The organism is Mesorhizobium sp. M0968, from assembly GCF_040319065.1.
Classification (GTDB): domain Bacteria; phylum Pseudomonadota; class Alphaproteobacteria; order Rhizobiales; family Rhizobiaceae; genus Mesorhizobium.
Map to the genome: position 1 here is coordinate 92056 of NZ_JAMYNL010000015.1, position 23694 is coordinate 115749.

At 62.2% G+C, this 23694-nt stretch carries 29 protein-coding genes; 16 read left to right on the top strand and 13 right to left on the bottom strand.

Annotated features, from left to right (window positions below; all coding sequences use genetic code 11):
• From urtD to NKH67_RS23030, 3 genes are all read left to right on the top strand, one after another.
• Nucleotides 1-747, top strand: coding sequence for an urea ABC transporter ATP-binding protein UrtD (urtD, locus tag NKH67_RS23020; RefSeq protein ID WP_352471708.1), 747 nt, complete (start codon nucleotides 1-3; stop codon nucleotides 745-747).
• A gap of 70 nt (nucleotides 748-817) precedes the next feature.
• A complete protein-coding gene (gene urtE, locus NKH67_RS23025; protein WP_292653442.1) occupies nucleotides 818-1513 on the top strand; it encodes an urea ABC transporter ATP-binding subunit UrtE in 696 nt (231 codons plus the stop codon).
• Nucleotides 1514-1725: 212 nt separating this feature from the next.
• Nucleotides 1726-1926: a hypothetical protein gene (locus NKH67_RS23030; protein ID WP_352471707.1), complete on the top strand. Its 201-nt coding sequence runs from the start codon at nucleotides 1726-1728 to the stop codon at nucleotides 1924-1926.
• 46 nt (nucleotides 1927-1972) lie between these two features.
• Here the strand turns inward: NKH67_RS23030 and NKH67_RS23035 are convergent, their stop codons facing one another.
• From NKH67_RS23035 to NKH67_RS23075, 9 genes are all read right to left on the bottom strand, one after another.
• Nucleotides 1973-2779: a DUF72 domain-containing protein gene (locus NKH67_RS23035; protein ID WP_352471706.1), complete on the bottom strand. Its 807-nt coding sequence runs from the start codon at nucleotides 2777-2779 to the stop codon at nucleotides 1973-1975.
• Nucleotides 2780-2807: 28 nt separating this feature from the next.
• The gene (locus tag NKH67_RS23040) at nucleotides 2808-3278 is read right to left on the bottom strand and encodes a GNAT family N-acetyltransferase (protein WP_352471705.1); all 471 of its coding nucleotides are present in this window, start codon (nucleotides 3276-3278) and stop codon (nucleotides 2808-2810) included.
• Nucleotides 3275-3685, bottom strand: a complete 411-nt coding sequence (locus NKH67_RS23045; protein WP_352502498.1) for a DUF302 domain-containing protein — start codon at nucleotides 3683-3685, stop codon at nucleotides 3275-3277. The genes NKH67_RS23040 and NKH67_RS23045 overlap by 4 nt, the downstream gene beginning before the upstream one ends.
• Nucleotides 3685-6606: an excinuclease ABC subunit UvrA gene (gene uvrA, locus NKH67_RS23050; RefSeq protein ID WP_352502499.1), complete on the bottom strand. Its 2922-nt coding sequence runs from the start codon at nucleotides 6604-6606 to the stop codon at nucleotides 3685-3687. The genes NKH67_RS23045 and uvrA overlap by 1 nt, the downstream gene beginning before the upstream one ends.
• 695 nt (nucleotides 6607-7301) lie before the next feature.
• On the bottom strand, nucleotides 7302-7700 hold the full coding sequence (locus tag NKH67_RS23055) for a hypothetical protein (protein ID WP_352502500.1): 399 nt from the start codon (nucleotides 7698-7700) through the stop codon (nucleotides 7302-7304).
• On the bottom strand, nucleotides 7697-8302 hold the full coding sequence (locus tag NKH67_RS23060) for an ATP-dependent Clp protease proteolytic subunit (protein ID WP_352502501.1): 606 nt from the start codon (nucleotides 8300-8302) through the stop codon (nucleotides 7697-7699). The genes NKH67_RS23055 and NKH67_RS23060 overlap by 4 nt, the downstream gene beginning before the upstream one ends.
• Nucleotides 8303-8328: 26 nt before the next feature.
• On the bottom strand, nucleotides 8329-8853 hold the full coding sequence (locus tag NKH67_RS23065; protein WP_352455703.1) for an SRPBCC family protein: 525 nt from the start codon (nucleotides 8851-8853) through the stop codon (nucleotides 8329-8331).
• A complete protein-coding gene (locus tag NKH67_RS23070) occupies nucleotides 8850-9164 on the bottom strand; it encodes an ArsR/SmtB family transcription factor (RefSeq protein WP_352448759.1) in 315 nt (104 codons plus the stop codon). Before NKH67_RS23070 ends, NKH67_RS23065 begins: the two co-directional genes overlap by 4 nt.
• Before the next feature lie 82 nt (nucleotides 9165-9246).
• On the bottom strand, nucleotides 9247-9636 hold the full coding sequence (locus NKH67_RS23075; protein WP_023674866.1) for a cupin domain-containing protein: 390 nt from the start codon (nucleotides 9634-9636) through the stop codon (nucleotides 9247-9249).
• A gap of 208 nt (nucleotides 9637-9844) precedes the next feature.
• Here NKH67_RS23075 and NKH67_RS23080 point away from each other — a divergent pair, with 208 nt between their 5' ends.
• Both NKH67_RS23080 and NKH67_RS23085 read left to right on the top strand, forming a co-directional pair.
• Nucleotides 9845-10357: a single-stranded DNA-binding protein gene (locus NKH67_RS23080; RefSeq protein WP_352448761.1), complete on the top strand. Its 513-nt coding sequence runs from the start codon at nucleotides 9845-9847 to the stop codon at nucleotides 10355-10357.
• Nucleotides 10358-10480: 123 nt separating this feature from the next.
• A complete protein-coding gene (locus tag NKH67_RS23085) occupies nucleotides 10481-10906 on the top strand; it encodes an OsmC family protein (protein WP_023674868.1) in 426 nt (141 codons plus the stop codon).
• Nucleotides 10907-10914: 8 nt separating this feature from the next.
• On the opposite strand, the gene NKH67_RS23090 is transcribed toward NKH67_RS23085, so the two are convergent.
• Nucleotides 10915-11544 carry a MarC family protein gene (locus NKH67_RS23090; protein ID WP_023674869.1) on the bottom strand — a complete coding sequence of 210 codons (630 nt, stop codon included), beginning with the start codon at nucleotides 11542-11544 and terminating at the stop codon, nucleotides 10915-10917.
• A 74-nt stretch (nucleotides 11545-11618) separates the two neighbouring features.
• A complete protein-coding gene (locus NKH67_RS23095; protein WP_352502502.1) occupies nucleotides 11619-12149 on the bottom strand; it encodes a hypothetical protein in 531 nt (176 codons plus the stop codon).
• Nucleotides 12150-12235: 86 nt separating this feature from the next.
• Between NKH67_RS23095 and NKH67_RS23100 the strand changes: the two genes are divergently transcribed.
• Together NKH67_RS23100 and gyrA are read left to right on the top strand one after the other, a co-directional pair.
• The gene (locus tag NKH67_RS23100) at nucleotides 12236-13063 is read left to right on the top strand and encodes a helix-turn-helix transcriptional regulator (RefSeq protein WP_352502503.1); all 828 of its coding nucleotides are present in this window, start codon (nucleotides 12236-12238) and stop codon (nucleotides 13061-13063) included.
• A 147-nt stretch (nucleotides 13064-13210) separates the two neighbouring features.
• Nucleotides 13211-16015: a DNA gyrase subunit A gene (gene gyrA, locus NKH67_RS23105; RefSeq protein WP_352471697.1), complete on the top strand. Its 2805-nt coding sequence runs from the start codon at nucleotides 13211-13213 to the stop codon at nucleotides 16013-16015.
• 53 nt (nucleotides 16016-16068) lie between these two features.
• Here gyrA and NKH67_RS23110 read toward each other — a convergent pair whose 3' ends face one another.
• Nucleotides 16069-16221, bottom strand: coding sequence for a hypothetical protein (locus tag NKH67_RS23110; protein ID WP_352502504.1), 153 nt, complete (start codon nucleotides 16219-16221; stop codon nucleotides 16069-16071).
• Nucleotides 16222-16416: 195 nt separating this feature from the next.
• On the opposite strand from NKH67_RS23110, the gene coaD reads away from it, so the two are divergent.
• From coaD to NKH67_RS23150, 8 genes are all read left to right on the top strand, one after another.
• Nucleotides 16417-16917 carry a pantetheine-phosphate adenylyltransferase gene (gene coaD / locus NKH67_RS23115; protein ID WP_352448768.1) on the top strand — a complete coding sequence of 167 codons (501 nt, stop codon included), beginning with the start codon at nucleotides 16417-16419 and terminating at the stop codon, nucleotides 16915-16917.
• 75 nt (nucleotides 16918-16992) lie between these two features.
• On the top strand, nucleotides 16993-17583 hold the full coding sequence (locus NKH67_RS23120; protein ID WP_352471695.1) for a peptidylprolyl isomerase: 591 nt from the start codon (nucleotides 16993-16995) through the stop codon (nucleotides 17581-17583).
• A gap of 29 nt (nucleotides 17584-17612) precedes the next feature.
• Nucleotides 17613-18125 (top strand): peptidylprolyl isomerase, encoded by a 513-nt coding sequence (locus NKH67_RS23125; protein WP_352471694.1) that lies wholly within the window; start codon nucleotides 17613-17615, stop codon nucleotides 18123-18125.
• Nucleotides 18122-18520 (top strand): hypothetical protein, encoded by a 399-nt coding sequence (locus NKH67_RS23130; RefSeq protein ID WP_352471693.1) that lies wholly within the window; start codon nucleotides 18122-18124, stop codon nucleotides 18518-18520. Before NKH67_RS23125 ends, NKH67_RS23130 begins: the two co-directional genes overlap by 4 nt.
• Nucleotides 18521-18532: 12 nt before the next feature.
• Nucleotides 18533-19618: a tRNA preQ1(34) S-adenosylmethionine ribosyltransferase-isomerase QueA gene (queA, locus tag NKH67_RS23135; RefSeq protein WP_352471692.1), complete on the top strand. Its 1086-nt coding sequence runs from the start codon at nucleotides 18533-18535 to the stop codon at nucleotides 19616-19618.
• Complete coding sequence (locus tag NKH67_RS23140; RefSeq protein WP_352471691.1) at nucleotides 19608-19877, top strand: hypothetical protein; 270 nt, start codon at nucleotides 19608-19610, stop codon at nucleotides 19875-19877. The genes queA and NKH67_RS23140 overlap by 11 nt, the downstream gene beginning before the upstream one ends.
• A gap of 8 nt (nucleotides 19878-19885) precedes the next feature.
• Nucleotides 19886-21016, top strand: a complete 1131-nt coding sequence (gene tgt / locus NKH67_RS23145) for a tRNA guanosine(34) transglycosylase Tgt (RefSeq protein WP_352502505.1) — start codon at nucleotides 19886-19888, stop codon at nucleotides 21014-21016.
• A 221-nt stretch (nucleotides 21017-21237) separates the two neighbouring features.
• Nucleotides 21238-22617, top strand: coding sequence for a glycosyltransferase family protein (locus tag NKH67_RS23150; RefSeq protein WP_352471689.1), 1380 nt, complete (start codon nucleotides 21238-21240; stop codon nucleotides 22615-22617).
• Nucleotides 22618-22626: 9 nt separating this feature from the next.
• Here NKH67_RS23150 and NKH67_RS23155 read toward each other — a convergent pair whose 3' ends face one another.
• Nucleotides 22627-23046 carry a DUF4864 domain-containing protein gene (locus NKH67_RS23155; RefSeq protein WP_352471688.1) on the bottom strand — a complete coding sequence of 140 codons (420 nt, stop codon included), beginning with the start codon at nucleotides 23044-23046 and terminating at the stop codon, nucleotides 22627-22629.
• 239 nt (nucleotides 23047-23285) lie between these two features.
• On the opposite strand from NKH67_RS23155, the gene NKH67_RS23160 reads away from it, so the two are divergent.
• Nucleotides 23286-23522: an Lrp/AsnC ligand binding domain-containing protein gene (locus NKH67_RS23160; protein WP_023674883.1), complete on the top strand. Its 237-nt coding sequence runs from the start codon at nucleotides 23286-23288 to the stop codon at nucleotides 23520-23522.
• The last annotated feature ends 172 nt before the right edge of the window (nucleotides 23523-23694 follow it).

A 23694-nucleotide genomic window follows, 5' to 3' on the forward strand; every position in this document is an offset into this window, starting at 1 on the left:
ATGTCGAAGAGCAACACCATACTCTATCTCGACGGCGTGTCAGTTTCCTTCGACGGGTTTCGCGCCATCAACAACCTTTCGCTGGTGCTCGACAAGGGCGAGATGCGGGCGATCATCGGCCCCAACGGCGCCGGAAAGACGACGATGATGGACATCGTCACCGGCAAGACGCGGCCCGACGCGGGTGAAGTTTTCTTCAACGGTAAGGTCGACCTGACCAAACACGACGAGGCCGAAATCGCCATGATGGGCATCGGCCGTAAATTCCAGAAGCCGACCGTCTTCGAAAGCCACACGATCGAGGACAATCTGATGCTGGCGCTGAATGGCCCGCGCTCGATCTTCCCGGCACTGTTCCATCGTCGCTCGGCCGCGGACGTGCGGCAGATCGACGACATCCTCGGCATCATCCGGCTTGGCGACAAGCGTGACGAACTCGCCGCCAATCTGAGCCACGGCCAAAAGCAATGGCTCGAGATCGGCATGCTTCTGGCGCAGGATCCGAAGCTGCTGCTGGTCGACGAACCGGTTGCCGGCATGACCGACGCCGAGACCGAGGAAACCGCGCGGCTGCTCCGGGACATCGCGCGCGACCATTCTGTCATCGTCGTCGAGCACGACATGCATTTCGTGCGCGAGCTCGGCGTCAAGGTTACCTGCCTGCACGAAGGCTCGGTGCTTTCCGAGGGCAGCCTCGACTTCGTTTCGGCCGACGAGCGCGTCGTCGAAGTCTATCTGGGGAGATGAACATGGTCTGGCGCGTTCCGTTCCATCATTTCGACCTTTCGTTCTTCACGCGTTGGAGAAAGCGCTGACCATGCTCGAAGTCTCCAATGCCACGCTGCACTACGGCGCTGCCCAGGCGCTGCGCGGCGTCTCGCTGAAGGCCGGCGCCGGCAAGATCACCTGCGTGCTCGGCCGCAACGGCGTCGGCAAGACCAGTTTGATGAGATCGATCGTCGGCCATCACCGGCTGACGAGCGGAAGCGTTGCCTTCGAGGGGAAGGCGCTCGACCGGAGCGCGGCGTATGATCGCGCCCGGTCGGGCATCGCATTCGTGCCGCAGGGCAGGGAGATATTTCCGCTGCTTACGGTGCGGGAAAACCTCGAATCGGGTTTTGCGCCGTTGAGGCGCGCCGATCGCAACATTCCCGGTCACGTCTTCGAATTGTTTCCGGTGCTGAAGCAGATGCTCGCGCGCCGCGGCGGCGATCTCTCCGGCGGCCAGCAGCAGCAGCTTGCCATCGGCAGGGCGTTGGTGATGCGGCCGAAGCTGCTGGTGCTCGACGAGCCGACCGAAGGCATCCAGCCCTCGATCATCAAGGACATCGGCCGCGCTATCCGCTATCTGCGCGACCAGGCCGGTATTGCCGTGCTTCTGGTCGAACAATATCTCGACTTCTGCCGGGAATTGGCCGATGAGGTCAACATCATGGACCGCGGCCAGATCGTCCATACCGGCCCAGCCGAGGATCTCGACCGGGCGGACGTCCGCAAATTCCTGACTGTCTGAATTCTTATTGATTCCATTGGTTTGCAACTCTGGCGCGCCGAAGATTGCGTGCTAGATTTTGCTTGGCCTTGGTGAGTCGGCCGCTTTCCGTACCAGTTCCAATTTGGCAGATCAGGGGAAGGCGCGGGCCGCGCCGGCACGCTTGCGCGCAAGCCCTTCCAGCGATCTGTTGTCGTCCAACATTTCGGGTGCTTGGGAGCCAGGGCCAGACGATGGAGCGCTATGTCGAGGACTACCAGAAACGACGGCTCACGGAGCGCGTCGATATCCTGACAGCCATCAACATTCTGAAATCGCAGGGGTATGACCACGACGAACTCATCGCGGAGATCACCAAGGTCTTCTATATCGATCTCGATGCTTTCAACGAGATCGTCAGGGTTGATCGGCGTCCGGACGAACGCGCCGCATAGCCGGTAATTGAGGACCCGGCCAGGCAGATCACCGACAGCGGGGGCGTCAGCCTGCGACCCGCTTCATCAGCGCGATGGCGCCGAATGGAGCGCGGACCTTGCCCTCGGTGATGAAGTAGACGAACACATCGCGTGGCTTGACCGGCGCGTCGGTTGAAGGATCGGCGCGCGATAGGTCGGCCGGCACCTTGCCTTCCGCCCAGGTTTTTGCGCGCGCCGCCCATTCGTCGAGCGCCTTTGGCGTATAGCAATCGGGATTGTCGTCGCTGCCGGTCTGCAGCCGCGCATAGATGAAATCGCCGGCAACGTCGGCAATCCCCGGATATTTGGCGTGGTCGGCATAGACGATGGCGGCCTTGTGCTTTCGCGCCAAGGCGGCGAACTCCGGCACGACGAAGCTGTCGTTGCGCACCTCGACGGCGTGGCGCAGCGCAACGCCGTCCTGCTTTTCCGGCAACAGCTTGAGGAAGGCCTCGAAATCGTCCGGGTCGAATTTCTTGGTCGGCGCGAACTGCCACAGGATCGGCCCGAGCTTGTCGCCGAGTGCCGCGACGCCCGACCCGAGGAAGCGCATGATCGATTCCCCGGCCTCGCCGAGCACACGGCGGTTGGTGACGAAGCGGTTGCCCTTCAGCGAATAGACGAAACCATCCGGCGCCTCGTTGGCCCATTTGACGAAGGTCGGCTCCTTGAAGCTCGAATAATAGGTGCCGTTGACCTCGATAGTGGGCACCTGCCGGCTGGCATAATGCAGTTGCTTGGCCTTCGACAATTTGTCCGGGTAGAAGGACGTGTCCCACGGTTCGAAGGTCCAGCCGCCCATGCCGGCGCGGATTGTTCCTGATTGAGTCATGGTCGTCCTCCCGGTTTGCAGAAAAGGATCACGCGATGGCGGTCGTCTCGACGGCTTTCGCCATGTCGACGACCGTCCATCCTGGCCGATATGGATTGGGCCGGCGACCCGTTTCGCGAAAGCCGTAGGCCTTATACAACGAAACGTTCCGTTCCATTCTGGCACTGGTGTAGAGTCGGATTTCAGGCAAGCTCCACAAGCGCGTCTGTTGCTCGGCCCAGTCGAGCAGCCCGATGCCGAAACCCTTGCCCTGAAAGGCGGGCGCAACGGCGACGCTGAAGATCATTGTATGGTCCGCATGTCGTTCGAGAACGATCAAGCCGGCCGGCTGTCCGTCCTGCTCCGAAAGCCAGACCTCGCCGCGTTCTATGCGCGGCGCATAGTCCTCGGCGACGGGGATCGGCGGCGCTCCGAACAGGGCAGTGTAGGGCGCGTAGGCGTCGGTGGTAAGCGAGATCACCGTGGGGAGATCATCGGCCCGAGCGGCTCTCATGATCAAAACTGGCCCGCGCCGGCAGCGGCCGCAATCACCTTGTCCATGCCGGCCGCTATCGCGGCGACGGCATTGCGACTGGCGTCGCCCAAGCCGTGGCGCTCAGCGAGCCAGTGCGCGTCATTGTAGGAGAGCCAGACCTTGCCTTGCTTATCCTCCCAAGCCAGTGCCTTGACCGGCAGATCGATGCCGGCAAGCTGCCGGTCCTGCATCAGCGGCGTGCCGCCTTTCGGGTTGCCAAAAATCAGAAGCTGGGTCGGACGCAGGGAAGCTTCGACAATGCGCGCACCGGCGGCGTGGTCAATGCGGGCGAAGACCAGCAATCCTGCACGTTCCACAGTCCCGACCAGGCGATCGATCGTTTCGGCCACGCCGAAGCGGCTTTGGACCGTGATGAGACCGTTCTTTGCCATCACTCCGCCGCTTCGCGCTTGCCTCCGGGGCGCCGCTCCAGCAAGTCCCTCAGGAACTGCCCGGTATAGCTGCGTTTTTCGCGGACGATGTCCTCCGGCGTGCCGGACGCCACCAGCTCACCGCCGCCGTCACCACCTTCGGGGCCAAGATCGAGTACCCAGTCAGCCGTCTTGATCACCTCGAGATTGTGCTCGATGACGACGACCGTGTTGCCCTGGTCGACCAGCTCGTGCAGCACTTCGAGCAGCTTGGCTACGTCGTGGAAATGCAGGCCGGTGGTTGGCTCGTCGAGGATGTAGAGCGTCTTGCCGGTCGCCTTGCGTGATAGTTCCTTGGCGAGCTTGATGCGCTGCGCCTCGCCGCCCGACAAAGTCGTTGCCTGCTGGCCAACATGGATGTAGCCGAGGCCGACCCGTTTCAGCGTCTCCAGCTTGTCGCGCACGCCGGGCACGGCGGCGAAGAAATCGACGCCTTCTTCGACCGTCATGTCGAGAACGTCGGCGATCGATTTGCCCTTGAACAGGACGTCGAGCGTCTCGCGATTGTAACGCTTGCCGTGGCAAACGTCGCAGGTGACGTAGACATCGGGCAGGAAGTGCATCTCGATCTTGATGACGCCATCGCCCTGGCAGGCTTCGCAGCGGCCGCCCTTGACGTTGAACGAGAAGCGGCCCGGCTGGTAGCCGCGCGCCTTGGCCTCCGGCAGGCCGGCGAACCAGTCGCGGATCGGCGTGAAGGCGCCGGTATAGGTGGCGGGGTTGGAGCGCGGGGTGCGCCCGATCGGCGACTGGTCGATGTCGATGACCTTGTCGAGGAATTCCAACCCCTCGATGCGGTCGTGCTCGGCCGGATGCTCGCGCGAGCCCATGATGCGGCGCGACGCCGCCTTGAACAGGGTCTCGATCAGGAAGGTCGACTTGCCGCCGCCGGATACGCCGGTGACGGCGGTAAACGTGCCGAGCGGGATTTCGGCGGTGACGTTCTTCAGGTTGTTGCCGCGCGCGCCGACGACCTTCAGCCGGCGGTTCTTCTTGGCCTCACGCCGCGCTGCCGGCGTCGCTACTTCGAGCTCGCCCGACAGGTATTTGCCGGTGATCGAAGCGGGCGTCGCCATGATCTGCTGCGGCGTGCCCTGGGCGATGATGTGGCCGCCATGGATGCCGGCCGCCGGGCCGATATCGACGACGTAGTCGGCATGCAGGATGGCGTCCTCGTCATGCTCGACGACGATGACCGTGTTGCCGATGTCGCGCAGATGCTTCAGCGTGTCGAGCAGGCGGGCGTTGTCGCGCTGGTGCAGACCGATCGACGGCTCGTCCAGCACGTAAAGTACGCCGGTCAGGCCGGAGCCGATCTGCGACGCCAGACGGATGCGCTGGCTCTCACCGCCTGAAAGCGTGCCGGAGTTGCGCGACAGCGTCAAATAGTCGAGACCGACATCGTTGAGGAAGCGCAGCCGCTCCCGGATTTCCTTGAGCACGCGCACCGCAATCTCGTTCTGCTTGTCGTTGAGCGAAGCGGGCAGACCGGTGAACCACTGGTCGGCCTTGCGGATGGACAGCTCGGTGACCTCGCCAATGTGCTTGCCGGCGATCTTGACCGCGAGCGCCTCGGGCTTCAGCCGATAGCCGCGGCAGGCCGGGCAGGGCGTGGCCGACATGAAGCGCTCGATCTCCTCGCGCATCCAGGCGGATTCGGTTTCCTTCCAGCGGCGCTCGAGATTGGGGATGACGCCCTCGAAGGTTTTCGTCGTTTTGTAGGAGCGCAGACCGTCATCATAATGGAAAGTGATTTCGCGCTCGCCGGTGCCGTGCAGGACGGCTTGCCTTGCCTCCTCGCTCAAATCCTTGAACTTGTCGCCGAGCTTGAAGCCATAGGCAATGCCCAGCGCTTCCAGCGTCTGCGCATAATAGGGCGAGGTCGACTTCGCCCACGGGCTGACGGCGCCGGCGCGCAGCGAGACATTCTCGTCGGGCACGACCAGGCTGGCGTCGATGGCGCGTTGGCTGCCGAGCCCGTCGCAGGTCGGGCAGGCGCCGAACGGATTGTTGAAGGAGAACAGCCTGGGCTCGATCTCGGGAATGGTGAAGCCGGACACCGGGCAGGCGAACTTTTCCGAGAACAGCATGCGTTCATGCGTCTCGTTCTTCGATTTGTTGACCGAATCCTCGCCGGTCTGGCTGGCGTCGAGCGGCTTGTCGGCAAATTCCGCCACCGCCAGCCCGTCGGCCAGCTTCAGCGCGGTCTCGATGGAATCGGCGAGCCGCGTCGCCAGATCGCCGCGCACGACGATGCGGTCGACGACGACGTCGATGTCGTGCTTGTACTTCTTGTCCAGCGCCGGCACGTCGGCGATCTCATAGAAGACGCCATCGACTTTGACGCGCTGAAAACCCTTCTTCTGCAGCTCCAGCAGTTCCTTGCGGTACTCGCCTTTGCGGCCGCGCACCATCGGCGCCAGAATGAACAGCCGGGTGCCTTCCTCGACAGCAAGCACCCGGTCGACCATCTGCGAAACCGTCTGGCTCTCGATCGGCAGGCCGGTGGCCGGTGAATAGGGTACACCGACGCGGGCGAACAAAAGCCGCATATAATCGTAGATCTCGGTGACGGTGCCGACCGTCGAACGTGGGTTCTTCGAGGTGGTCTTCTGCTCGATGGAAATGGCCGGCGACAGGCCGTCGATCTGGTCGACGTCCGGCTTCTGCATCATTTCGAGGAATTGCCGTGCATAGGCCGAAAGGCTCTCGACGTAACGGCGCTGGCCCTCGGCGTAGATGGTGTCGAAGGCAAGCGACGACTTGCCCGACCCCGACAGGCCGGTCATGACGATCAGGCTGTCACGCGGCAGATCGAGATCGACATTCTTCAGATTGTGTTCGCGTGCCCCGCGAATGGAGAGATATTTATGGTCGGCCATCGCCGGTCGCCGCCTCAGAATCTGGAATTCGTGGGATGGGCGGGTTTTCCCGACCGTCCCCTATGTAGGTAATTTCGCCGCCTTTTCGAGAGACGCCACAACTCTCGACCAAAGCGTTTAACCGCCTTTCGCGCGAACGGGCAAGCGGAAAGAACAAAGGCCGAACGCGCTCCTGACAAAAGCTGCCCGCGCAGCCGGCTTCACAAAGCGTCTCGCGATCACATTTTTCGGCAACCCGGCTATTCAAGGTTGACGTCCCCGCGTCATGGGGGCAGAATCCACACGTCAACGAAGCCGGCCGTCTTTCGATGGCCTCGCGGCCTGGGGCTAGCCTGCGAGACGCCGCGGGTTATGCGATGAGCGCTTCGACGACAGTCGCAACGAACAGAAGGAGAGCAGAGGCATGACTCCACCGGATTGTTCCTTGAGGCTCCACGTGTCGCTGGAGCCGCGGCAGGTATAAGTAGCCAGGTCAGACGTTTAGCGCCACCTGCCCACGTTGACCTGCCGATCCCACAACAATCAGAGACTGCTAGTCGGATCGTCGGCTGAACGCCGCGAAGCATCCGAAGTAAAAAGCCGGCAGTATACTCCCGGCAATTTGGATTTCAGATCCAAGAAGCCCCGTCAGTTGCAAAAGCAATGGCGGGGCTGTTCGTTTGAAGCGCAATATTTGTGGTTCACATCAGGCGAACTTAGCGGCTGGAGGGCCTGATCCCGCCGGCAGCGACATCGATGGTGATGCTACCGGAAATCCGAACGTCGGTATCGCCAATCTTGAAGGTGCCGTTGCCGCTGCCTAGAGCCATATCGTCAGGCTCAGGCCGCGGCGCTGGCTCGGCGATGCGATAATCGCTGGTCACACCGGGCAGAGCGCCCTTTTGCGAAGACGTCGAATTATCTTGGGCAAGTGCCATACCCACCAGCATGTTCGTGCCGGCAACGGTAGCGATGGCAAGGCATAAAAGGCTGGATGAGCTGCTGGCGGTCATCGCCGGACTATAGTGCCGCGATAGCGGCAAGACCAGACCGATGGCGCTGAAATTGCGGGCGCTCAATCTCCTCAGTTCCGTCCGCCGGCCCGGCTCGTTCATGCGGCCTGCTTGCGAGTGTCGAAAACATGGTCGACGAGGCCCCAATCCTTGGCCTCCTGCGCGGTCATGAAAAAGTCGCGGTCGAGCGTGCGTTCCACTTCTTCGTAGGTGCGGCCGCAATGGCGGGCGTAAAGATCGGTCATGCGACGCTTGGTGCGAAGGATGCCCTCGGCATGGCGCTGGATATCGGAGGCTTGGCCCTGGAAACCGCCGAGAGGCTGATGCAGCACGATGCTGGTGTTGGGTAGCGCGATGCGCCGCCCCGGTGTGCCGGCCATCAAAAGGAACGAGGCCATCGAGGCGGCGAAGCCCATACAAACCGTGGAGACCGGGCAGCTGATATACTGCATCGTATCGTAGATGGCGAAACCGCTGGTCACCACGCCGCCCGGCGAGTTGATGTAGAGCGAGACCTCCTTGTCGGGATTGTCGGATTCCAACGACAGAAGCTGGGCGCAGACCAGCGCCGACGTGCCGTCGTCGATCGCCCCGTTGATGAAGACGATGCGCTCGCGCAGCAGCCGCGAAAATATGTCGAAGGCACGTTCGCCGCGGCTCGACTGCTCGATCACCATCGGCACCAGATTGGCAAGGCCGCTCATCGGTTGTCTCCGTTGACTGTTGTCGTTCAGGCCGCGCGCAGGAAGAGGCGCGGGGTGTTTGCGGCGATCTGCTTGTGCCTGGGAGTGCGCGCTTCAAAGGAAAGCCGGCAACCGGCGCCTGCCATCGCGATCTCCGGCACTGCTGCCCGAGCAAAACCGTCATGGACGATGCGTAGATGCGTGCCGCCGGAAACGGTGCGGTCGAGCGTAAAGGTGACGATGCTGTCCACTGGGCTGTCGTTCATTGCGCTGTCCAGGGGGCTGCCGGGCGGCACCTGCGTATCGCCGGGCGCCGGGCGCTCCCGCCAGGAATAGCGCAGCAGCCGTCCGGGATCCGCGTCGAGGATTTCGCACTCGATCGGCGCATTCGGCGCTTTAAAGGCAAAGCGGTTGCCGATTTCGGGCTTGATGTCGTTCGGCATCATCCAGGCCGCGAGCAGGTCCGGCACCGTCAGCGCCCGCCACACCTTTTCCGGCGGTTCGGGCAGCTCGCACTCGAACTCGATCTTGTCTGCGGCCATTTCGGCGCGTTCTTTGCCTCGGCTGGTCATTGGTCCATGTCCTTCAAAACCGTCTTGAGCCTTTCGATGCGCTCTGGCCAGAACGCACGGTAGCGTTCGATCCAGCCGAGCAGTGGCGCAAGCCCCTTCGGATCGACGCGGTAATAGGCGTTGCGACCGGCCCGGCGCTCCACCACGAGGCCGGCGCCGCGCAGCACTGCGAGATGTTGCGATACCGCCGGCTGCGATACCGGTATGCCAGTGCGCAGTTCCGACACCGTCATCTCGCCGTCGGCGAGCCGCTCATAGACGGCGCGACGCGTTGGATCCGCCAGTGCCCGAAAAATGTCTGCTTCGATCATGCCGAAAGCATAAGTCAATACTTATCGGTTTGGCAAGCCGTGTTTTTTAAGACAAGCGGTGTTTTTTAAGACAGGCGAGGTTTTACAAACTCGCTGGAAGCCAGCGTCTCACCATGTCGGGGGATCCGTTGAACGTCGCCTCGAAAACTGGTGACGCGAGCACAGCATGAATATGAAGCAATTCGGAGCCGACGTTTCGGAAGCCATGTTGCCTGTGCGCGGCGACAACAAGCGACTGTCCGGCAGTCAAGACGAGATGCTCTTCGTCGATCCACATCTCGGCCCTGCCAGCGATGACGGTAAGCACTTCCTCGACCGGGTGCCAATGTGTCGGGGCGCCAACCGCGGGTTCGACCCATTGTTCGAATATGCAAAGTTGAGTTGCGCCGTTGCAGGCCGAGACATGCATGCGGGTCTTTACTCCCGTCCGCCACTCTTCTTGCGGCTGATCGTCATGCGCAACCATCTTCATGCGTTCGCCTCGATCCCATGGTCTGTGGAAATTCGACGCCAAGACACTACTTCTTACTGACAACTATTGACAGTGCAGGGCCTCTCCTGTAGAACGAAAAGAGAACAAAAACCTTGTGGGAAAAGGCAGCGACGGCAGGCAGGGATTGTCCATAGCCTGTAAGGTGCGGCGACAAAAATTCGGTTTCGGATGAGCGCGGAGAAGTATCATGGCGGGTAGCGTCAACAAGGTCATTCTGGTGGGCAACCTCGGGGCGGACCCTGAAATCCGCCGCCTGAATTCGGGTGACCCGGTCGTCAACATCCGCATCGCGACGTCGGAAAGCTGGCGCGACAAGACGTCCGGAGAGCGCAAGGAAAAGACCGAGTGGCACAATGTCGTGATCTTCAACGACCAGATCGCCAAGGTGGCCGAGCAGTATCTGAAGAAGGGCATGAAGGTCTATGTCGAGGGCCAGCTGCAGACGCGCAAATGGCAGGACCAGACCGGCAATGACCGCTATACGACCGAAATCGTGTTGCAGAAATTCCGCGGCGAGCTGCAGATGCTCGATGCGCGGGGCGAGGGCGGCGGCCAAGTCGGCAACTATGCCGGTGGTGGTGCGAGCCGCGGTTCCGATTTCGGCCAGTCCGGCCCGGGCGAAAGTTTCAATCGCGGTGGCGCCAACAAGGGCGGCGGCGGTGGTTCGTCGCGCGAGCTGGACGACGAAATCCCGTTCTGATTTCTCGGGGCGGACTGCCCTTGCGGCGAAAAGCGCCGGCACCTTGGTCACGAAATGGCGTCCCGAAAATCTGTCTTGGATTTTCGGGACGTTGTGCGTTTGAGCGGTGAAAGGACGTATCAGGTGAAGGCAAGGGTCAAATGGGTCGAGGAGCGCACTTTCGTTGGCGAGTCCGCCAATGGGCACAAGCTGGTGCTAGGCACTGCGTTCGGGCCGGAGGGCAAGACGCCGGGGCCGAGCCCAATGGAACTGGTGCTGATCGGCACTGGCGGCTGCTCCGCCTATGACGTGGTCCATATCCTCGAAAAGGGGCGCGAGGCGGTCGAAGATTGCGTGGTCGAACTCGATGCCGACCGTGCAGAAGCCGATCCCAGGGTGTTCACCCGCATTCACATGCATTTTGTCGTCAAGGGCCGGGCGCTATCACACGACAAGGTGAAGCGGGCGATCGGGCTTTCGATCGAGAAATACTGCTCGGCCTCGGCAATGATGGCCAAGACTGCCGAGATTACCCACGACTTCGAAGTCATTGAAACGACAGCGAAGTAGGGCTGTTCCTACGTCGCCATCAGCGCCTTGATGCCGTCGGCGACGAACTGTACGGCGAGCGCCGCCAGGATGACGCCGAGCAGCCTTGTCAGGATCGAACGGCCGGTTTGGCCGAGGATACGGTCAATGCGCTCTGACAGCACGAACACCAGGTAGGTGATGACGAGGCAGATGGCGATGATGCCGACAAGCGCTGTCTGCGCGCCTAAACCCTGAAACGAGCTTGAGAGCAGGACGGTCGCCGAAATCGCGCCGGGACCGGCAATAAGCGGGATCGCCAGCGGAAAGGCGGCGATGTTGTGGATCATGTCCCTGGTGATGGCGACGTCGCCGATCTTCTCCTTGCGGTCCTGCCGGCGCTCGAACACCATTTCGAAGGCGATGAAAAACAGCAGAAAGCCGCCGGCGACGCGGAAGGCCGGCAGAGTGATGCCGAAGACTGACAGGATCGACGCGCCGGCGATTGCGAACAACGCCATTACCAGGAAGGCGATGACCGAGGCGCGCACGGAGACCTGGTTGCGCTCCTCGCGGTTCATGCCGCGGGTAACGGCGAGGAAGAGCGGCGCCAGGCCGGGCGGATCGATCGTCACCAGTATGGTGACGAAGGCGTTGAACAGGCTGTCGAAGCTCGGCATGCTGACCCTCCCCGCCGGCAAAGCCGGATAACGGGATTGGTAGAGCAAAGCGGAGCCAGTGGAAACCGTGCGGATCAGGGGCTGGCGGTGCGGCGCGCCAGAAACTCGACTTCGAGACGCCAGGTGGCGCCGTCGTCCTGTGAGCGTTCGCCCAGCCAGCGGAACGAATTTTCGGTGATGCGCGAAAAGCTCCAGCGCACAGCAGATCCGGTGCCGTCTGCGCCTTGCTGGATGATGGTATCGCCCTCGGCACGGCCGAGCTGGCGGCTGTAGTACTGATTGCGCGGATCGCTCCAGAAGATGTGCCAGGCGTCAACGCCGGGATCGTAGACGCGCAACGTCGTGCCATAGAAGGTCCATTTGCCGAGCGAGGGCGAGGGGCCGGCGTCACGGGCAGGCAGGATCCATACGTCCTGGATCGCGCGGCCTTCGAGCACCCAGCCGAAATGCACTTCGCCGCGCCCGGTCAGCACCTGACCGTCCTCGAGATGGCGCGTGGCGTCGAACGTCCAGGCGCCGACGAAGCGGCCATAAAGATTCAGTTTCTCGGCAAGGGCCGGTACGGGCCCATCGCTGTGCAGGACCTTGGCAAAGGAATTGGACATGGCTTCGCTCTCATCTTGTCAGGAGACCGGCAAGCATAGAGGCCGACAGGGGTTCTGCGCTTGGGAAAAGTTGCTATGTTTCGGCGATGACGACGAGCGCGCACAGGCTGGCGTCGGGCCGAGGCTGGCAGGTGTCGGATGTCATCTGCACCGCCAGCGCCGCCGACAGGCCATTCGAGGAGGAGCATCGGGATTTCTGCGTTGCCGCCGTAACCAACGGCACCTTCCGCTATCGTGCGCGCGAGGGCACGGCGATGCTGGCGCCAGGCGCGCTCCTGCTCGGCAATCCCGGCACATGCTACGAATGCGGGCACGAGCATGGCGCCGGCGACCGTTGCCTCTCCTTCCATTTCGGACCGGCCTACATGGAGCGGATCGTCGCCGACGTGCCGGGCGCCAAGACGCTCGATTTCGGCACGCCGCGCCTGCCGCCCTTGCCGGCGCTGGTGCCGCTGCTTGCCGAAGCGGAGGCGGCGCGCGAGATGGCCGACACCGGCGCGTTCGAGGAACTCGCCCTGCGCATTGCCGGTGCCGCGGCAACAGCGGCTTGCAGCGCTACGGATCGGGGACGGACGCCGAGCCGCCGAGACCAGAAGCGTGTCGCCGAAGCGGTGCGGCGCATCGAAGTCGATGCCGACCGGCCGATCTCGCTTGCCGAACTCGCCGACGAGACCGCCACCAGCCCTTACCATTTCCTGCGCACCTTCCGGCACGTTGCCGGTATGACGCCCTACCAATTCCTGCTGAGAGCGCGGCTGCACAGGGCAGCCGTGCGGCTGCGGACGTCGGATCAGACGATTTCGGCGATTGCCTTTTCGGCGGGATTCAACGATCTATCAACCTTCAATCGCCGTTTCCGGCGGCTGATGGGCGAGGCGCCGGGTACTTATCGCGCCCGCCGGCGACGCCCGTGAAAGGGTGCACGGCCATATCGTCGCAATTGGTTTATCCTTTTGAATTTGCCGCTAAAAACCACACTGGAAAACTGCCGCGATTGTTGGAGTTTCAGGCTGGCTTCCTATATAAGCACCAAGTGATTCCTGATTAGATTGTGATCCGATTTGACCGACCAAAAGACACCGCGCGGCGCCGACGGCGGCCCCACCGGCATCGAGCCGATATCCATCATCGAGGAGATGCAGCGCTCCTATCTCGATTACGCCATGAGCGTGATCGTCAGCCGCGCGCTGCCGGACGTGCGCGATGGCCTCAAGCCGGTGCATCGCCGCATCCTCTACGCCGCCTATGAGAGCGGCTATCACTGGAACCGCAAATATGTGAAATCGGCACGCCCGGTCGCCGACGTGATGGGCAAATACCATCCGCATGGCGACGCCTCGATCTACGACGCTTTGGTGCGCATGGCGCAGGATTGGTCGCTGCGCGTGCCGCTGATCGACGGGCAGGGCAATTTCGGCTCGATCGACGGCGATCCGCCGGCGGCGATGCGCTACACGGAATCGCGGCTGACCAAGGTCGCGCATGAGTTGCTGGAAGACATCGACAAGGACACCGTCGATTTCCAGGACACTTACGATGCGTCGGGCAGCGAACCGAAAGTCCTGCCGGCGCGCTTTCCGAACCTGTTGGTCAACGGCTCCGGCGGTATCGCCGTCGGCATGGCCACCAACATCCCGCCGCACAATCTGGGCGAGGTCTGCAACGGCGCCATTGCCCTCATCGATAATCCGGCGATCGACCTTCCGGCGCTGATGGAGATCATTCCGGGACCGGATTTCCCGACCGGCGGCATCGTGCTTGGCCGTTCCGGCATCTACAGCGCCTATTCGACCGGCCGCGGCTCCATCGTCATGCGCGGCCGCGTCAACGTCGAGGCGCGCGGCAACGATCGTGAATCGATCGTCATCACCGAGGTTCCCTATCAGGTGAACAAGGCGTCGATGATCGAGAAGATGGCCGAGTTGGTGCGCGACAAGCGCATCGAAGGCATTTCCGACATTCGCGACGAGAGCGACCGCCAGGGCTACCGCGTCGTCATCGAACTGAAGCGCGACGCGGTCGCCGATGTCATCCTCAACCAGCTTTACCGCTTCACCCCGCTGCAGACGTCCTTCGGCGCCAACATGGTGGCACTGAACGGCGGCAAGCCGGAATTGCTGACTCTGACCGACATGCTGAAGGCATTCGTCGCCTTCCGTGAGGAGGTGATCAGCCGGCGCACGAAGTTCCTGCTGCGCAAGGCGCGCGACCGCGCCCATGTGCTGGTCGGCCTTGCCATCGCTGTTGCCAACATCGATGAAGTCATCAAGCTGATTCGCAGCGCTCCGGACCCGCAGACGGCGCGCGAGCAGTTGATGGAGCGGCGCTGGCCTTCGGGCGACGTGGAATCGCTGATTCTTCTGATCGACGACCCGCGCCATCGCATCAACGAGGACGGTACCTACAATCTCTCCGAGGAGCAGGCGCGCGCCATCCTCGAACTGCGCCTGCAGCGCCTGACCGCGCTCGGCCGCGACGAGATCGCCGACGAGCTGAACACGATCGGCGACGAGATCAAGGACTACCTGGACATCCTCTCGTCGCGCGCCCGCGTCCAGCAGATCGTCAAGGACGAGCTCATCGCCGTGCGCGACGAGTTCGGCACGCCGCGCCGTACCGAGCTCGCCGAGGGCGGGGCGGACATGGAAGACGAGGACCTGATCCAGCGCGAGGACATGGTCGTCACGGTCAGCCATTCCGGCTACATCAAGCGCGTGCCGCTGTCGCTCTACCGGGCGCAGCGCCGCGGCGGCAAGGGCCGCTCCGGCATGTCGACCAAGGAAGAGGATTTCGTCACCCGGCTGTTCGTGGCCAACACGCACACGCCGGTGCTGTTCTTCTCCTCGCGCGGCATCGTCTACAAGGAAAAGGTCTGGCGCCTGCCGATCGGCAACCCGCAATCGCGCGGCAAAGCGCTGATCAATATGCTGCCGCTCGAACAGGGCGAGCGCATCACCACGATCATGCCGCTGCCGGAGGATGAGACGAGTTGGGGCGAGCTCGACGTCATGTTTGCCACCACGCGCGGTACCGTGCGCCGCAACAAGTTGTCGGACTTCGTCCAGGTCAACCGCAACGGCAAGATCGCCATGAAGCTGGACGAGGAAGGCGACGAGATCCTCGGCGTCGAGACCTGCACCGACAATGACGACGTGCTTTTGACGGCAAGTTCCGGCCAGTGCATCCGCTTTCCGGTTAGCGACGTACGCGTCTTCCAGAGCCGCAATTCGGTCGGCGTGCGCGGCATTGCGATGGCCGATGGCGACCGGGTGATCTCGATGGCGGTGATCGAGCATGTCGATGCGCCGCCGGCGGAGCGTGCCGCCTACCTCAAGCGGGTGGTGGCCGAACGCCGGCTCGCTGCTGACATCGCGGCCGGCGAGGAGGAAGAAATCCAGCTCACCAATGAAGAGGTCGGCGAAGAGGCAGAGCTTTCCGACGACCGCTATGAATTCCTCAAGGCGCACGAGCAGTTCGTGTTGACGGTGACGGAATATGGCTACGGCAAGCGTTCATCGTCCTACGATTTCCGCCTGACTGGCCGTGGCGGCAAGGGTATTCGCGCCACCGACGTCTCGAAAACGGCCGAAATCGGCCGCCTGGTGGCGACCTTCCCGGTCGGCAATGACGATCAGATCATGCTGGTTTCGGATGGCGGCACCGTTATCCGTGTTCCAGTGAACGGCATTCGTTTCGCCAGCCGCGCCACCAAGGGCGTTACCATCTTCAATACCGCAGAGGGCGAGAAGGTCGTTTCGGTGGAGCGAATTTCAGAACCGCAAGCGGATGAAGAGATCGAAGAGAATGCTGAAAGCGGCGCTGTTGCCGATGCCGATGGTAGGGAGCCCGATACTTCCGTCGAGTGAGTTTGGCACGACGACGCCAGCCCTGTGGGCCGGCGTGTGAAGACACCCGCAATCTAGAAGCGGCGATAAGGCCTGCGGTTGCCGAAGCCTTCGAACCGCTTGGTATTGGCCTTGGCGCGGACGCGCTGTGCTTCCTGATGCAACCCGAATAGGGTGGCGATCAGCATGGCGACGGTCATTGCGGTGGCGAGCATGTAGATCAGCATGTGCGTGTTCTCCTGCGCCTAACAACGATTAGATGGGTGTTTGGTTTCATCTCCTGCAGCTGCAACTTAGTGAACACTGCGTGAAGCTGTTGTGAGCGGCACATTCATCTGTCGTTCACGTCGGCCAAAAGGTTCACGGCGCGGGCTGGCTATCGGATTTGCCTTTAGGAGAGAGGCTCGCTAGAAGCACCTGCCATGACCGAACGCATCGCCCTTTATGCCGGCTCTTTCGACCCGCTGACCAACGGCCATCTCGACGTGCTGAAGGCGTCGCTGGCCGTGGCGGATACAATCTATGCGGCGATCGGCATCCATCCCGGCAAGAAGCCGTTATTTTCCTTCGAGGAACGGGTTGGCCTGATCGAAACGGCCGCGAAGGCGGAATTCGGCAGCGACGGTGCGCGTATCAAAGTAGTCGCCTTCGACGGGTTGGTAATCGACGCGGCCAGGAAGCATGGCGCCTCGATCATGATCCGCGGCCTGCGCGACGGCACCGACCTTGACTATGAGATGCAGATGGCCGGCATGAACGAGACCATGGCGCCGGAGCTGCAGACGGTGTTCCTGCCCGCCAGCCCTTCAGTGCGCACCATTACCGCCACACTTGTGCGCCAGATAGCTTCGATGGGAGGCGACATCCGTCCCTTCGTGCCGGCGGCCGTGGCCGGCGCGCTCACCGCCAAATTCGCGAAATAAATGCATGTCACCCAAAAGTGGAACCCGGCTTTGGGTAACGACATGCATGAACGAAGATATTCGGAGAAAGATCCCATGCAGCTGAAAAAGCTTGCCTTCTTGCTTGCCGTGCTTGCCGGTCTTGTGACCGCATCCGTGTCGGCCTTTGCCGCCGATCCGGAAAACACCATGATCGTAACGCTGAAGGACGGCGACGTGACCATCGCGCTGAGGCCCGACCTTGCGCCGAAGCACGTCGCGCAGATCAAAAAGCTGGTGCGCCAGGGCGCCTACGACAACGTCGCCTTTCACCGCGTCATTGACGGGTTCATGGCGCAGACCGGCGACGTCAAGTTCGGCAACATGAAGAGCGGCTTCAATGCCGACGCTGTCGGCACCGGCGGCTCCGATCTTCCTGACCTGCCGGCCGAATTCTCCAGCACCGAGCACTACCAGCGCGGCGTGGTCGGCATGGCCCGCTCCGACGATCCGAATTCCGCCAATTCGCAATTCTTCATCATGTTCGCGCCGGCACCGCCGCTCGATGGCCAGTACACCATCGTTGGCAATGTCGTCAGCGGCATGGAGTTGGTGGACCACATCAAGAAAGGCGACGAGGCGCAGAACGGCACGGTGACCGACCCCGATCGCATGATCAAGGTGCGCATCGCCGCGGACGGCAAGTAACCTCAATTGTTCAAAAGGATATTTCTGACATGGCCGAAATCAAGGACCGCGAGAACGCGCTTATCATGGACACGACCAAGGGCAAGGTCGTCATCGAATTGTTTCCAGATCTGGCGCCCGGCCATGTCGACCGTATCAAGGAGCTGGCGCGCGAAGGCGCCTATGACGGCGTGGTCTTCCACCGCGTCATCGACGGCTTCATGGCGCAGACCGGCGACGTGAAGTTCGGCAATTCCAACAAGCCGTCTTTCGCGCCATCGCGCGCCGGCACTGGCGGTTCCGACAAACCCGATCTGAAGGCCGAGTTCTCCAACGCCAACCACGGCCGCGGCACCTGCTCGATGGCGCGCTCGCAGAACCCGAACTCGGCCAATTCGCAGTTCTTCATCTGCTTCGACGATGCCGCCTTCCTCAACCGCCAGTACACGGTATGGGGCCAGGTCATCGAAGGCATGGACAACGTCGACAAGATCAAGCGCGGCGAACCGGTGCAGGATCCTGACAAGATCGTATCGCTCAAGGTCGCGGCCGACGTGAAATGACCAGCCGGGCTGTCGCGGCCATCGCAATTATGCTCGCCGCGGCGGCCACTCCGGCGCTGGCGACGGAATCGATCGTCTGCAGCGCCGACGGCGGCGCGGCATCGATTGATGTTTTGATGGGACACACGGCCGTCATTGCGGTGGCGCGTGTGTGGCTGGATGCCGGCGGCAAGACATGGACCACGGACGGACAGCCAGGCTCAACGAAAGTTATCGTTGGACAGGCATTCGAAGACGACGAGCGCATGCTGATCGATCTCACTGATGAGGGCCTCAGCTCGATCGTCGCCAAATTGCGGCTGGTCAAGGCCAGCGAGCAGTCCAGCTTCGCGATGGGCGGCACATTGAGCATAGACGGTGTCGGCGCCTGGGCGGTGACCTGCCCGGAACCTTGAGGCGGGGATCTCTTGCGCGTCGACCTTTTCGACTTCGATCTGCCGGAGGAGCGCATCGCGCTTCGCCCAGCCGAGCCGCGCGACAGTGCCAGGATGCTGGTGGTCAGGCCGGGTGAGGGGCTCGAAGACCGGACGGTGCGCGACCTGCCGGCCCTGCTCAAGGCCGGTGATGTGCTGGTCTTCAACGACACCAAGGTCATTCCGGCACAGCTGAAAGGCATCAGGCGGCGCGGCGAGGCGGCGGCGCAGGTCGAAGCCACGCTGCATATGCGGATGGCGCCCGACCGCTGGCTCGCCTTCATGCGTCCGGGCAAGCGCATCGCCGCCGGCGATCGTATCCATTTCGGTCATGACGCCAATTCCTGCCTTCTCGGCCAGCTCGACGCGATCGTGATCGAGAAGGGAGAAGGCGGCGAGGTGCTGCTCGGCTTCGACCTGTCAGGTCCGTTCCTCGACGAGGCGCTGCATGCAGTCGGCCACATCCCGCTGCCGCCCTACATCGCCTCCAAGCGTGACGACGACGAACGCGACCGCAGCGACTATCAGACCATTTATGCGAGGGAGGAGGGCGCGGTCGCCGCGCCGACGGCAGGGCTGCATTTCACGCCGGAGCTGTTTGCGACGCTCGACGCCAAGGGCATAGAGCGCCGTTTCGTCACGCTGCATGTCGGCGCCGGCACGTTCCTGCCGGTGAAGGCGGACGACACCGCCGACCACAAGATGCACGCCGAAACCGGTTCGGTCAGCCCGGAAACCGCCGAGGCGCTGAATGCGGCGAAAGCAAAAGGAGGGCGCATTATCGCCGTCGGCACGACATCGCTGCGCTTATTGGAGAGCGCGGCTGGCGAGGACGGCAGGCTGGCCGCATGGTCAGGCCCGACAGACATCTTCATCACGCCCGGCTATCGTTTCAAGACCGCAGACTTGCTGATGACCAATTTCCATCTGCCGCGTTCGACGCTGTTCATGCTGGTTTCGGCCTTCTGCGGTTTGCAGACGATGCGGGCGGCCTATGCGCATGCCATCGAGAATCGCTACAGGTTTTATTCCTATGGAGACGCAAGTCTTCTGTTCAGGGAGGATACCGATGGACGATGACCTGGAAACCTTCGACCGGGAAGCCTTGATCGCCGAGGTCAGGAAACTGCGCGCCGGCATCCGCCAACACCGCGACGCCACCGGCCATGATCTGTGCTGGCACCATCCCGACCTCTGGTCACTTTTGCCCGAAAAGACCGACCCGGCGATTGCCGTGCCGCCGTGGCCGAAATTCATGCGCGGCTGCATCCGCTACCGGCAATCACTCGACAAGCAGGCCCCGGACGCGCCGGTATTCGACAAGGAGTTCGATGGCTAGGGAATTCAATGACTGACGCATTCACCTTCAAGGTGCTGGCGACCGACGGCAGGGCGCGGCGTGGTGCAATCACCATGCCGCGCGGGGAAATCCGCACGCCTGCCTTCATGCCGGTCGGTACCGGCGGCACGGTGAAGGCCATGTATATGGATCAGGTGCGCGGCGTCGGCTCGGACATTATCCTCGGCAACACCTACCACCTGATGCTAAGACCCGGCGCCGAGCGCGTGGCGCGGCTCGGCGGCCTGCATGAATTCGCCCGCTGGCCGCATCCAATCCTGACCGACAGCGGCGGCTTCCAGGTGATGTCGCTGTCGAAGCTGCGGAAACTGACCGAGAACGGCGTTACCTTCCGTTCGCATATCGACGGCGGCGCCTACGAGATGTCGCCGGAGCGTTCGATAGAGATCCAGGGGCTGCTCGATTCCGACATCCAGATGCAGCTCGACGAATGCACGGCTCTGCCGGCCAAGCAGAACGAGATCGAGCGTGCCATGGAGTTGTCGTTGCGCTGGGCCGAGCGTTGCAAGACGGCATTCGGCGAGCAGCCCGGCAAGGCGATGTTCGGCATTGTGCAAGGCGGCGACGTGCCGGATCTGCGGCTGCGCTCGGCGCAGGCGCTGAAGGCAATGGAGCTGAAGGGCTACGCGATCGGCGGGCTGGCTGTCGGCGAGCCGCAAGCGGTGATGCTGGAGATGCTCGACATCACTTGCCCGGAGCTGCCGGCTGACCGGCCGCGCTACCTGATGGGCGTCGGCACCCCGGACGACATTTTGAAGTCGGTGGCGCGCGGCATCGACATGTTCGACTGCGTGATGCCGACGCGGGCAGGGCGCCACGGCCTAGCCTACACACGGCGCGGCAAGGTCAATCTGCGCAACGCCCGCCATGCCGACGATCCGCGTCCGCTCGATGAGGCAAGCGACTGCCCGGCCGCACGCGACTATTCGCGGGCCTATTTGCATCATCTGGTGCGCTCGCAAGAGGCGCTTGGGGCGATGCTCCTGACCTGGAACAATCTGTCCTATTACCAGCAGCTGATGCGCGACATTCGTGAAGCGATCGAGGCTGGCAGGTTCGCCGAAGAAGCCGAGATCATCACTCAGCAATGGGCAAACGGTGACCTCGCCGTCCGGTAGGCATGCTCGCCAGGAATCCGGCTCCAGGGAGGAGTTGTCCCTGCCATGAACTGTTTTGAAACGACTGCCCAATAAGCATTGCCGGACGACATCGGGCGAGGATCAAGAACCTGTTCGTTTCGCGGCAAGTTTCAGTTCCTGGCACGACGGTGCGGACGAACGGCATCGCCGAGCCTTCGCCTTCGACCCCCATCGCGGTTCAGCGATGGACGGCTGGGTCGTTGCTTGCGATTCTGGCGATCGCAGTGACCGGCCTGGTCTTGCGCTTGCTTGGCGCGCGCGGCGACCTTTGGCTGGACGAGATCTGGAGCTTTGCGCTGATCGAGCCGCTGACCTCGATCGACCAGATATTCTGGCGCGTCAATCACGACAACAATCATTTCCTCAACTCGGTCTATCTCTATCTCATTGGCCCCGATGCTTCGCCGCTGATCCAGCGAGGTCTGTCGATAGCATTAGGTGTTGCCACGATCGGTGCGGCGGCAGCGAGCGCCGCATCGCGCGGACGACAGGCGATGATTGCCACAAGCCTGTTGTTTGCCGTGAGCTACCCAATGGTCCATTACGGCTCGGAGGCGCGCGGCTATGCCGGCCTTGTGCTGTTCACGCTGCTCTCGGTGGTTTTTCTGGAGCGCCGGCTCGACAATAGACGGTGGTCTGGCGCGGCCTTGGCAGCGGCGATCCTTTTCGGCTTCCTGTGCCATCTCACAATGATCGGAATGGTGGCGGTCCTCGCAATCTGGACCGCCTGGCTCGCCTGGCAGCGTACGGCGAAGGTCGGCCGCGTCGTTGCGGACCTGGCGTCGATCTTCCTGCCGGGCTTGCTTGCCGTGCTGCCGCTGGCTGTCGGCGTGTTTGTCGGCTGCAGGCTGTTCGGCTTCAGTGTCGGTGGTGTTTCGCCATTCTCGATTGCCGCCTTCGCGCAGGGCTATGGCGGGATGATCCGCTCTCTGTTCGGCCTGCCACCCTGGTTTGGCGACGGGCCTTATATCGTTGCCGCCTGCGGTCTTGTCGGCCTCTCCGCCGGTGTCTGGCGCGGTCGTCGAGCCAGCCTTTATGCCATCGGGATTATCGGACTGCCTTTGCTCATGGCGGCGGCGCATCTGCCCAACCTTGAGTTCCCGCGCTATTTCATCATCAGCGGAACATTGCTGCTGCTCTGGGCCGGCGAGATGATTGGCCGCGGCTTGGATGCTCGCGGGACTGCCAGGCTGCTTGCGATGGGAGCGCTGGCGATCGTGGTGAGTGGAAGCATTTCGTCGCTGCTTCAGTTCTATCAATATGGACGCGGCTCCTACGCCGCTATCGTTGATGAAATGACCAGGAACGGCGCAACCACCTATGCCAGCGACGGTAATTTCCGCACCCCGATTGTCGTCAACTATTTTGCGGCGCGAATGGATCGTCGGGCATTGCTGGTTCCAGACGACGGGATGTGCACCGAACGGCCCGCCTGGCTGGTCCTCGAGGGGGACGTGGACAAACAAGCCGAACATGTCCAACCGACGGCCGCATGCGCTCTGGCGTATGAACGGGCCGATGCGTCGAGGCATTGGGGGTTTTCTGGCCTGAGCTGGACGCTCTACCGGCGACAGGATTGAAACACCCCTTTAGGTGCTGAGCGACGTGGACGCACGCAGGCTGCAGCCGGTGATCCGAAAGCTGCCGTCAGGCTGTAGTTCGAGCGTGTAGACCGCCTCGTAGTCCTTGCCATCCGGGCCGACGATCAGCACTTGCTGGATGATCGAGGTCGGGCTCGTCTCGCGAACTTTGCCGAAGGAGTAGGTCTGCGGTTGGCGCACCGGCGGATAGCCTTTTGTCACCATGTTCATGAAGGTATCGACGGTCGGAAAGATGCGTTTCACATTCGGCGCGGCAAAGCTGTAGGCCGTCATTCCGTCATTGGCGATGAAGGCCCTCAACTGCCCATCGATGACTGTCTGCGCCGCTTTGACTTCGGCGTCGCCAGCAAAGGCCTGGGATGCGAAAATGAATGGAATGACTGCGAATGCGAAAAACGCGCGGCGCATGGCCTGTCTCTCCGTTGTCCCTGAGAAATCGCTGCCTGAAGGTACATGATACCATACGCTTTGCAGTGCTTCAGGGTTTCAGCCGAGCGCAAACATTCGGCGTGGCAGTCCGTGTCCGAGCCGAGAAAGCATTGTCGAGGCGAGAACAGCCTGAGCGATTGCCGATGCTTGAAAGGCGAACGGCAGTCTGCCACAAGGGCCGCTCGATTAGAGCGTGCGATGTTGGGCAGGACCAGGCAATGAAGGCATTTTTCGTGCAGATAAAGTGCGATCTGGGCAAGGCCTACGACGTTGCCAGCGCCCTGGCCGATGCCGAGATTGCTTCGGAGATCTACTCGACAGCCGGAAACTACGACCTGCTCGCCAAATTCTATGTCGACGACGAGGAAGACATCGGCCACTTCGTCAACGAGAAAGTGCAGATTCTTCCCGGCATCAAGGACACGTTCACGGTCGTCACCTTTCGCGCGTTTTGATCCGCATCCGGCATCTGCCCGGACACCAGGCAAAGCCTGATCAAGGCCCTATTGGTGCTGCCTTAATTTTAGGCAAGTGCGATATACTGATCGCCGGCGCCCAACAAATCACCGATTGCGCTTGATTTTCTCCAGCCAGGCCAGTGAAATGGCGCCACAGGGGAGTATGCGA

Excerpts from the sequence above, each read along its gene's own strand:
- NKH67_RS23090 (WP_023674869.1), bottom strand. The coding sequence starts at position 11,544 with ATGCCGAGCTTCGACAGCCTGTTCAACGCCTTCGTCACCATACTGGTG.
- tgt (WP_352502505.1), top strand. The coding sequence starts at position 19,886 with ATGACTGACGCATTCACCTTCAAGGTGCTGGCGACCGACGGCAGGGCG.
- NKH67_RS23065 (WP_352455703.1), bottom strand. The coding sequence starts at position 8,853 with ATGACCAGCCGAGGCAAAGAACGCGCCGAAATGGCCGCAGACAAGATC.
- NKH67_RS23125 (WP_352471694.1), top strand. The coding sequence starts at position 17,613 with ATGGCCGAAATCAAGGACCGCGAGAACGCGCTTATCATGGACACGACC.
- NKH67_RS23055 (WP_352502500.1), bottom strand. The coding sequence starts at position 7,700 with ATGAACGAGCCGGGCCGGCGGACGGAACTGAGGAGATTGAGCGCCCGC.
- NKH67_RS23030 (WP_352471707.1), top strand. The coding sequence starts at position 1,726 with ATGGAGCGCTATGTCGAGGACTACCAGAAACGACGGCTCACGGAGCGC.
- NKH67_RS23155 (WP_352471688.1), bottom strand. The coding sequence starts at position 23,046 with ATGCGCCGCGCGTTTTTCGCATTCGCAGTCATTCCATTCATTTTCGCA.
- NKH67_RS23110 (WP_352502504.1), bottom strand. The coding sequence starts at position 16,221 with ATGCTGATCTACATGCTCGCCACCGCAATGACCGTCGCCATGCTGATC.
- NKH67_RS23035 (WP_352471706.1), bottom strand. The coding sequence starts at position 2,779 with ATGACTCAATCAGGAACAATCCGCGCCGGCATGGGCGGCTGGACCTTC.
- NKH67_RS23070 (WP_352448759.1), bottom strand. The coding sequence starts at position 9,164 with ATGATCGAAGCAGACATTTTTCGGGCACTGGCGGATCCAACGCGTCGC.
- NKH67_RS23045 (WP_352502498.1), bottom strand. The coding sequence starts at position 3,685 with ATGGCAAAGAACGGTCTCATCACGGTCCAAAGCCGCTTCGGCGTGGCC.
- NKH67_RS23130 (WP_352471693.1), top strand. The coding sequence starts at position 18,122 with ATGACCAGCCGGGCTGTCGCGGCCATCGCAATTATGCTCGCCGCGGCG.
- uvrA (WP_352502499.1), bottom strand. The coding sequence starts at position 6,606 with ATGGCCGACCATAAATATCTCTCCATTCGCGGGGCACGCGAACACAAT.
- NKH67_RS23080 (WP_352448761.1), top strand. The coding sequence starts at position 9,845 with ATGGCGGGTAGCGTCAACAAGGTCATTCTGGTGGGCAACCTCGGGGCG.
- NKH67_RS23140 (WP_352471691.1), top strand. The coding sequence starts at position 19,608 with ATGGACGATGACCTGGAAACCTTCGACCGGGAAGCCTTGATCGCCGAG.
- urtE (WP_292653442.1), top strand. The coding sequence starts at position 818 with ATGCTCGAAGTCTCCAATGCCACGCTGCACTACGGCGCTGCCCAGGCG.
- urtD (WP_352471708.1), top strand. The coding sequence starts at position 1 with ATGTCGAAGAGCAACACCATACTCTATCTCGACGGCGTGTCAGTTTCC.
- NKH67_RS23100 (WP_352502503.1), top strand. The coding sequence starts at position 12,236 with ATGACGACGAGCGCGCACAGGCTGGCGTCGGGCCGAGGCTGGCAGGTG.
- NKH67_RS23095 (WP_352502502.1), bottom strand. The coding sequence starts at position 12,149 with ATGTCCAATTCCTTTGCCAAGGTCCTGCACAGCGATGGGCCCGTACCG.
- NKH67_RS23160 (WP_023674883.1), top strand. The coding sequence starts at position 23,286 with ATGAAGGCATTTTTCGTGCAGATAAAGTGCGATCTGGGCAAGGCCTAC.
- coaD (WP_352448768.1), top strand. The coding sequence starts at position 16,417 with ATGACCGAACGCATCGCCCTTTATGCCGGCTCTTTCGACCCGCTGACC.
- NKH67_RS23060 (WP_352502501.1), bottom strand. The coding sequence starts at position 8,302 with ATGAGCGGCCTTGCCAATCTGGTGCCGATGGTGATCGAGCAGTCGAGC.
- NKH67_RS23120 (WP_352471695.1), top strand. The coding sequence starts at position 16,993 with ATGCAGCTGAAAAAGCTTGCCTTCTTGCTTGCCGTGCTTGCCGGTCTT.
- NKH67_RS23075 (WP_023674866.1), bottom strand. The coding sequence starts at position 9,636 with ATGAAGATGGTTGCGCATGACGATCAGCCGCAAGAAGAGTGGCGGACG.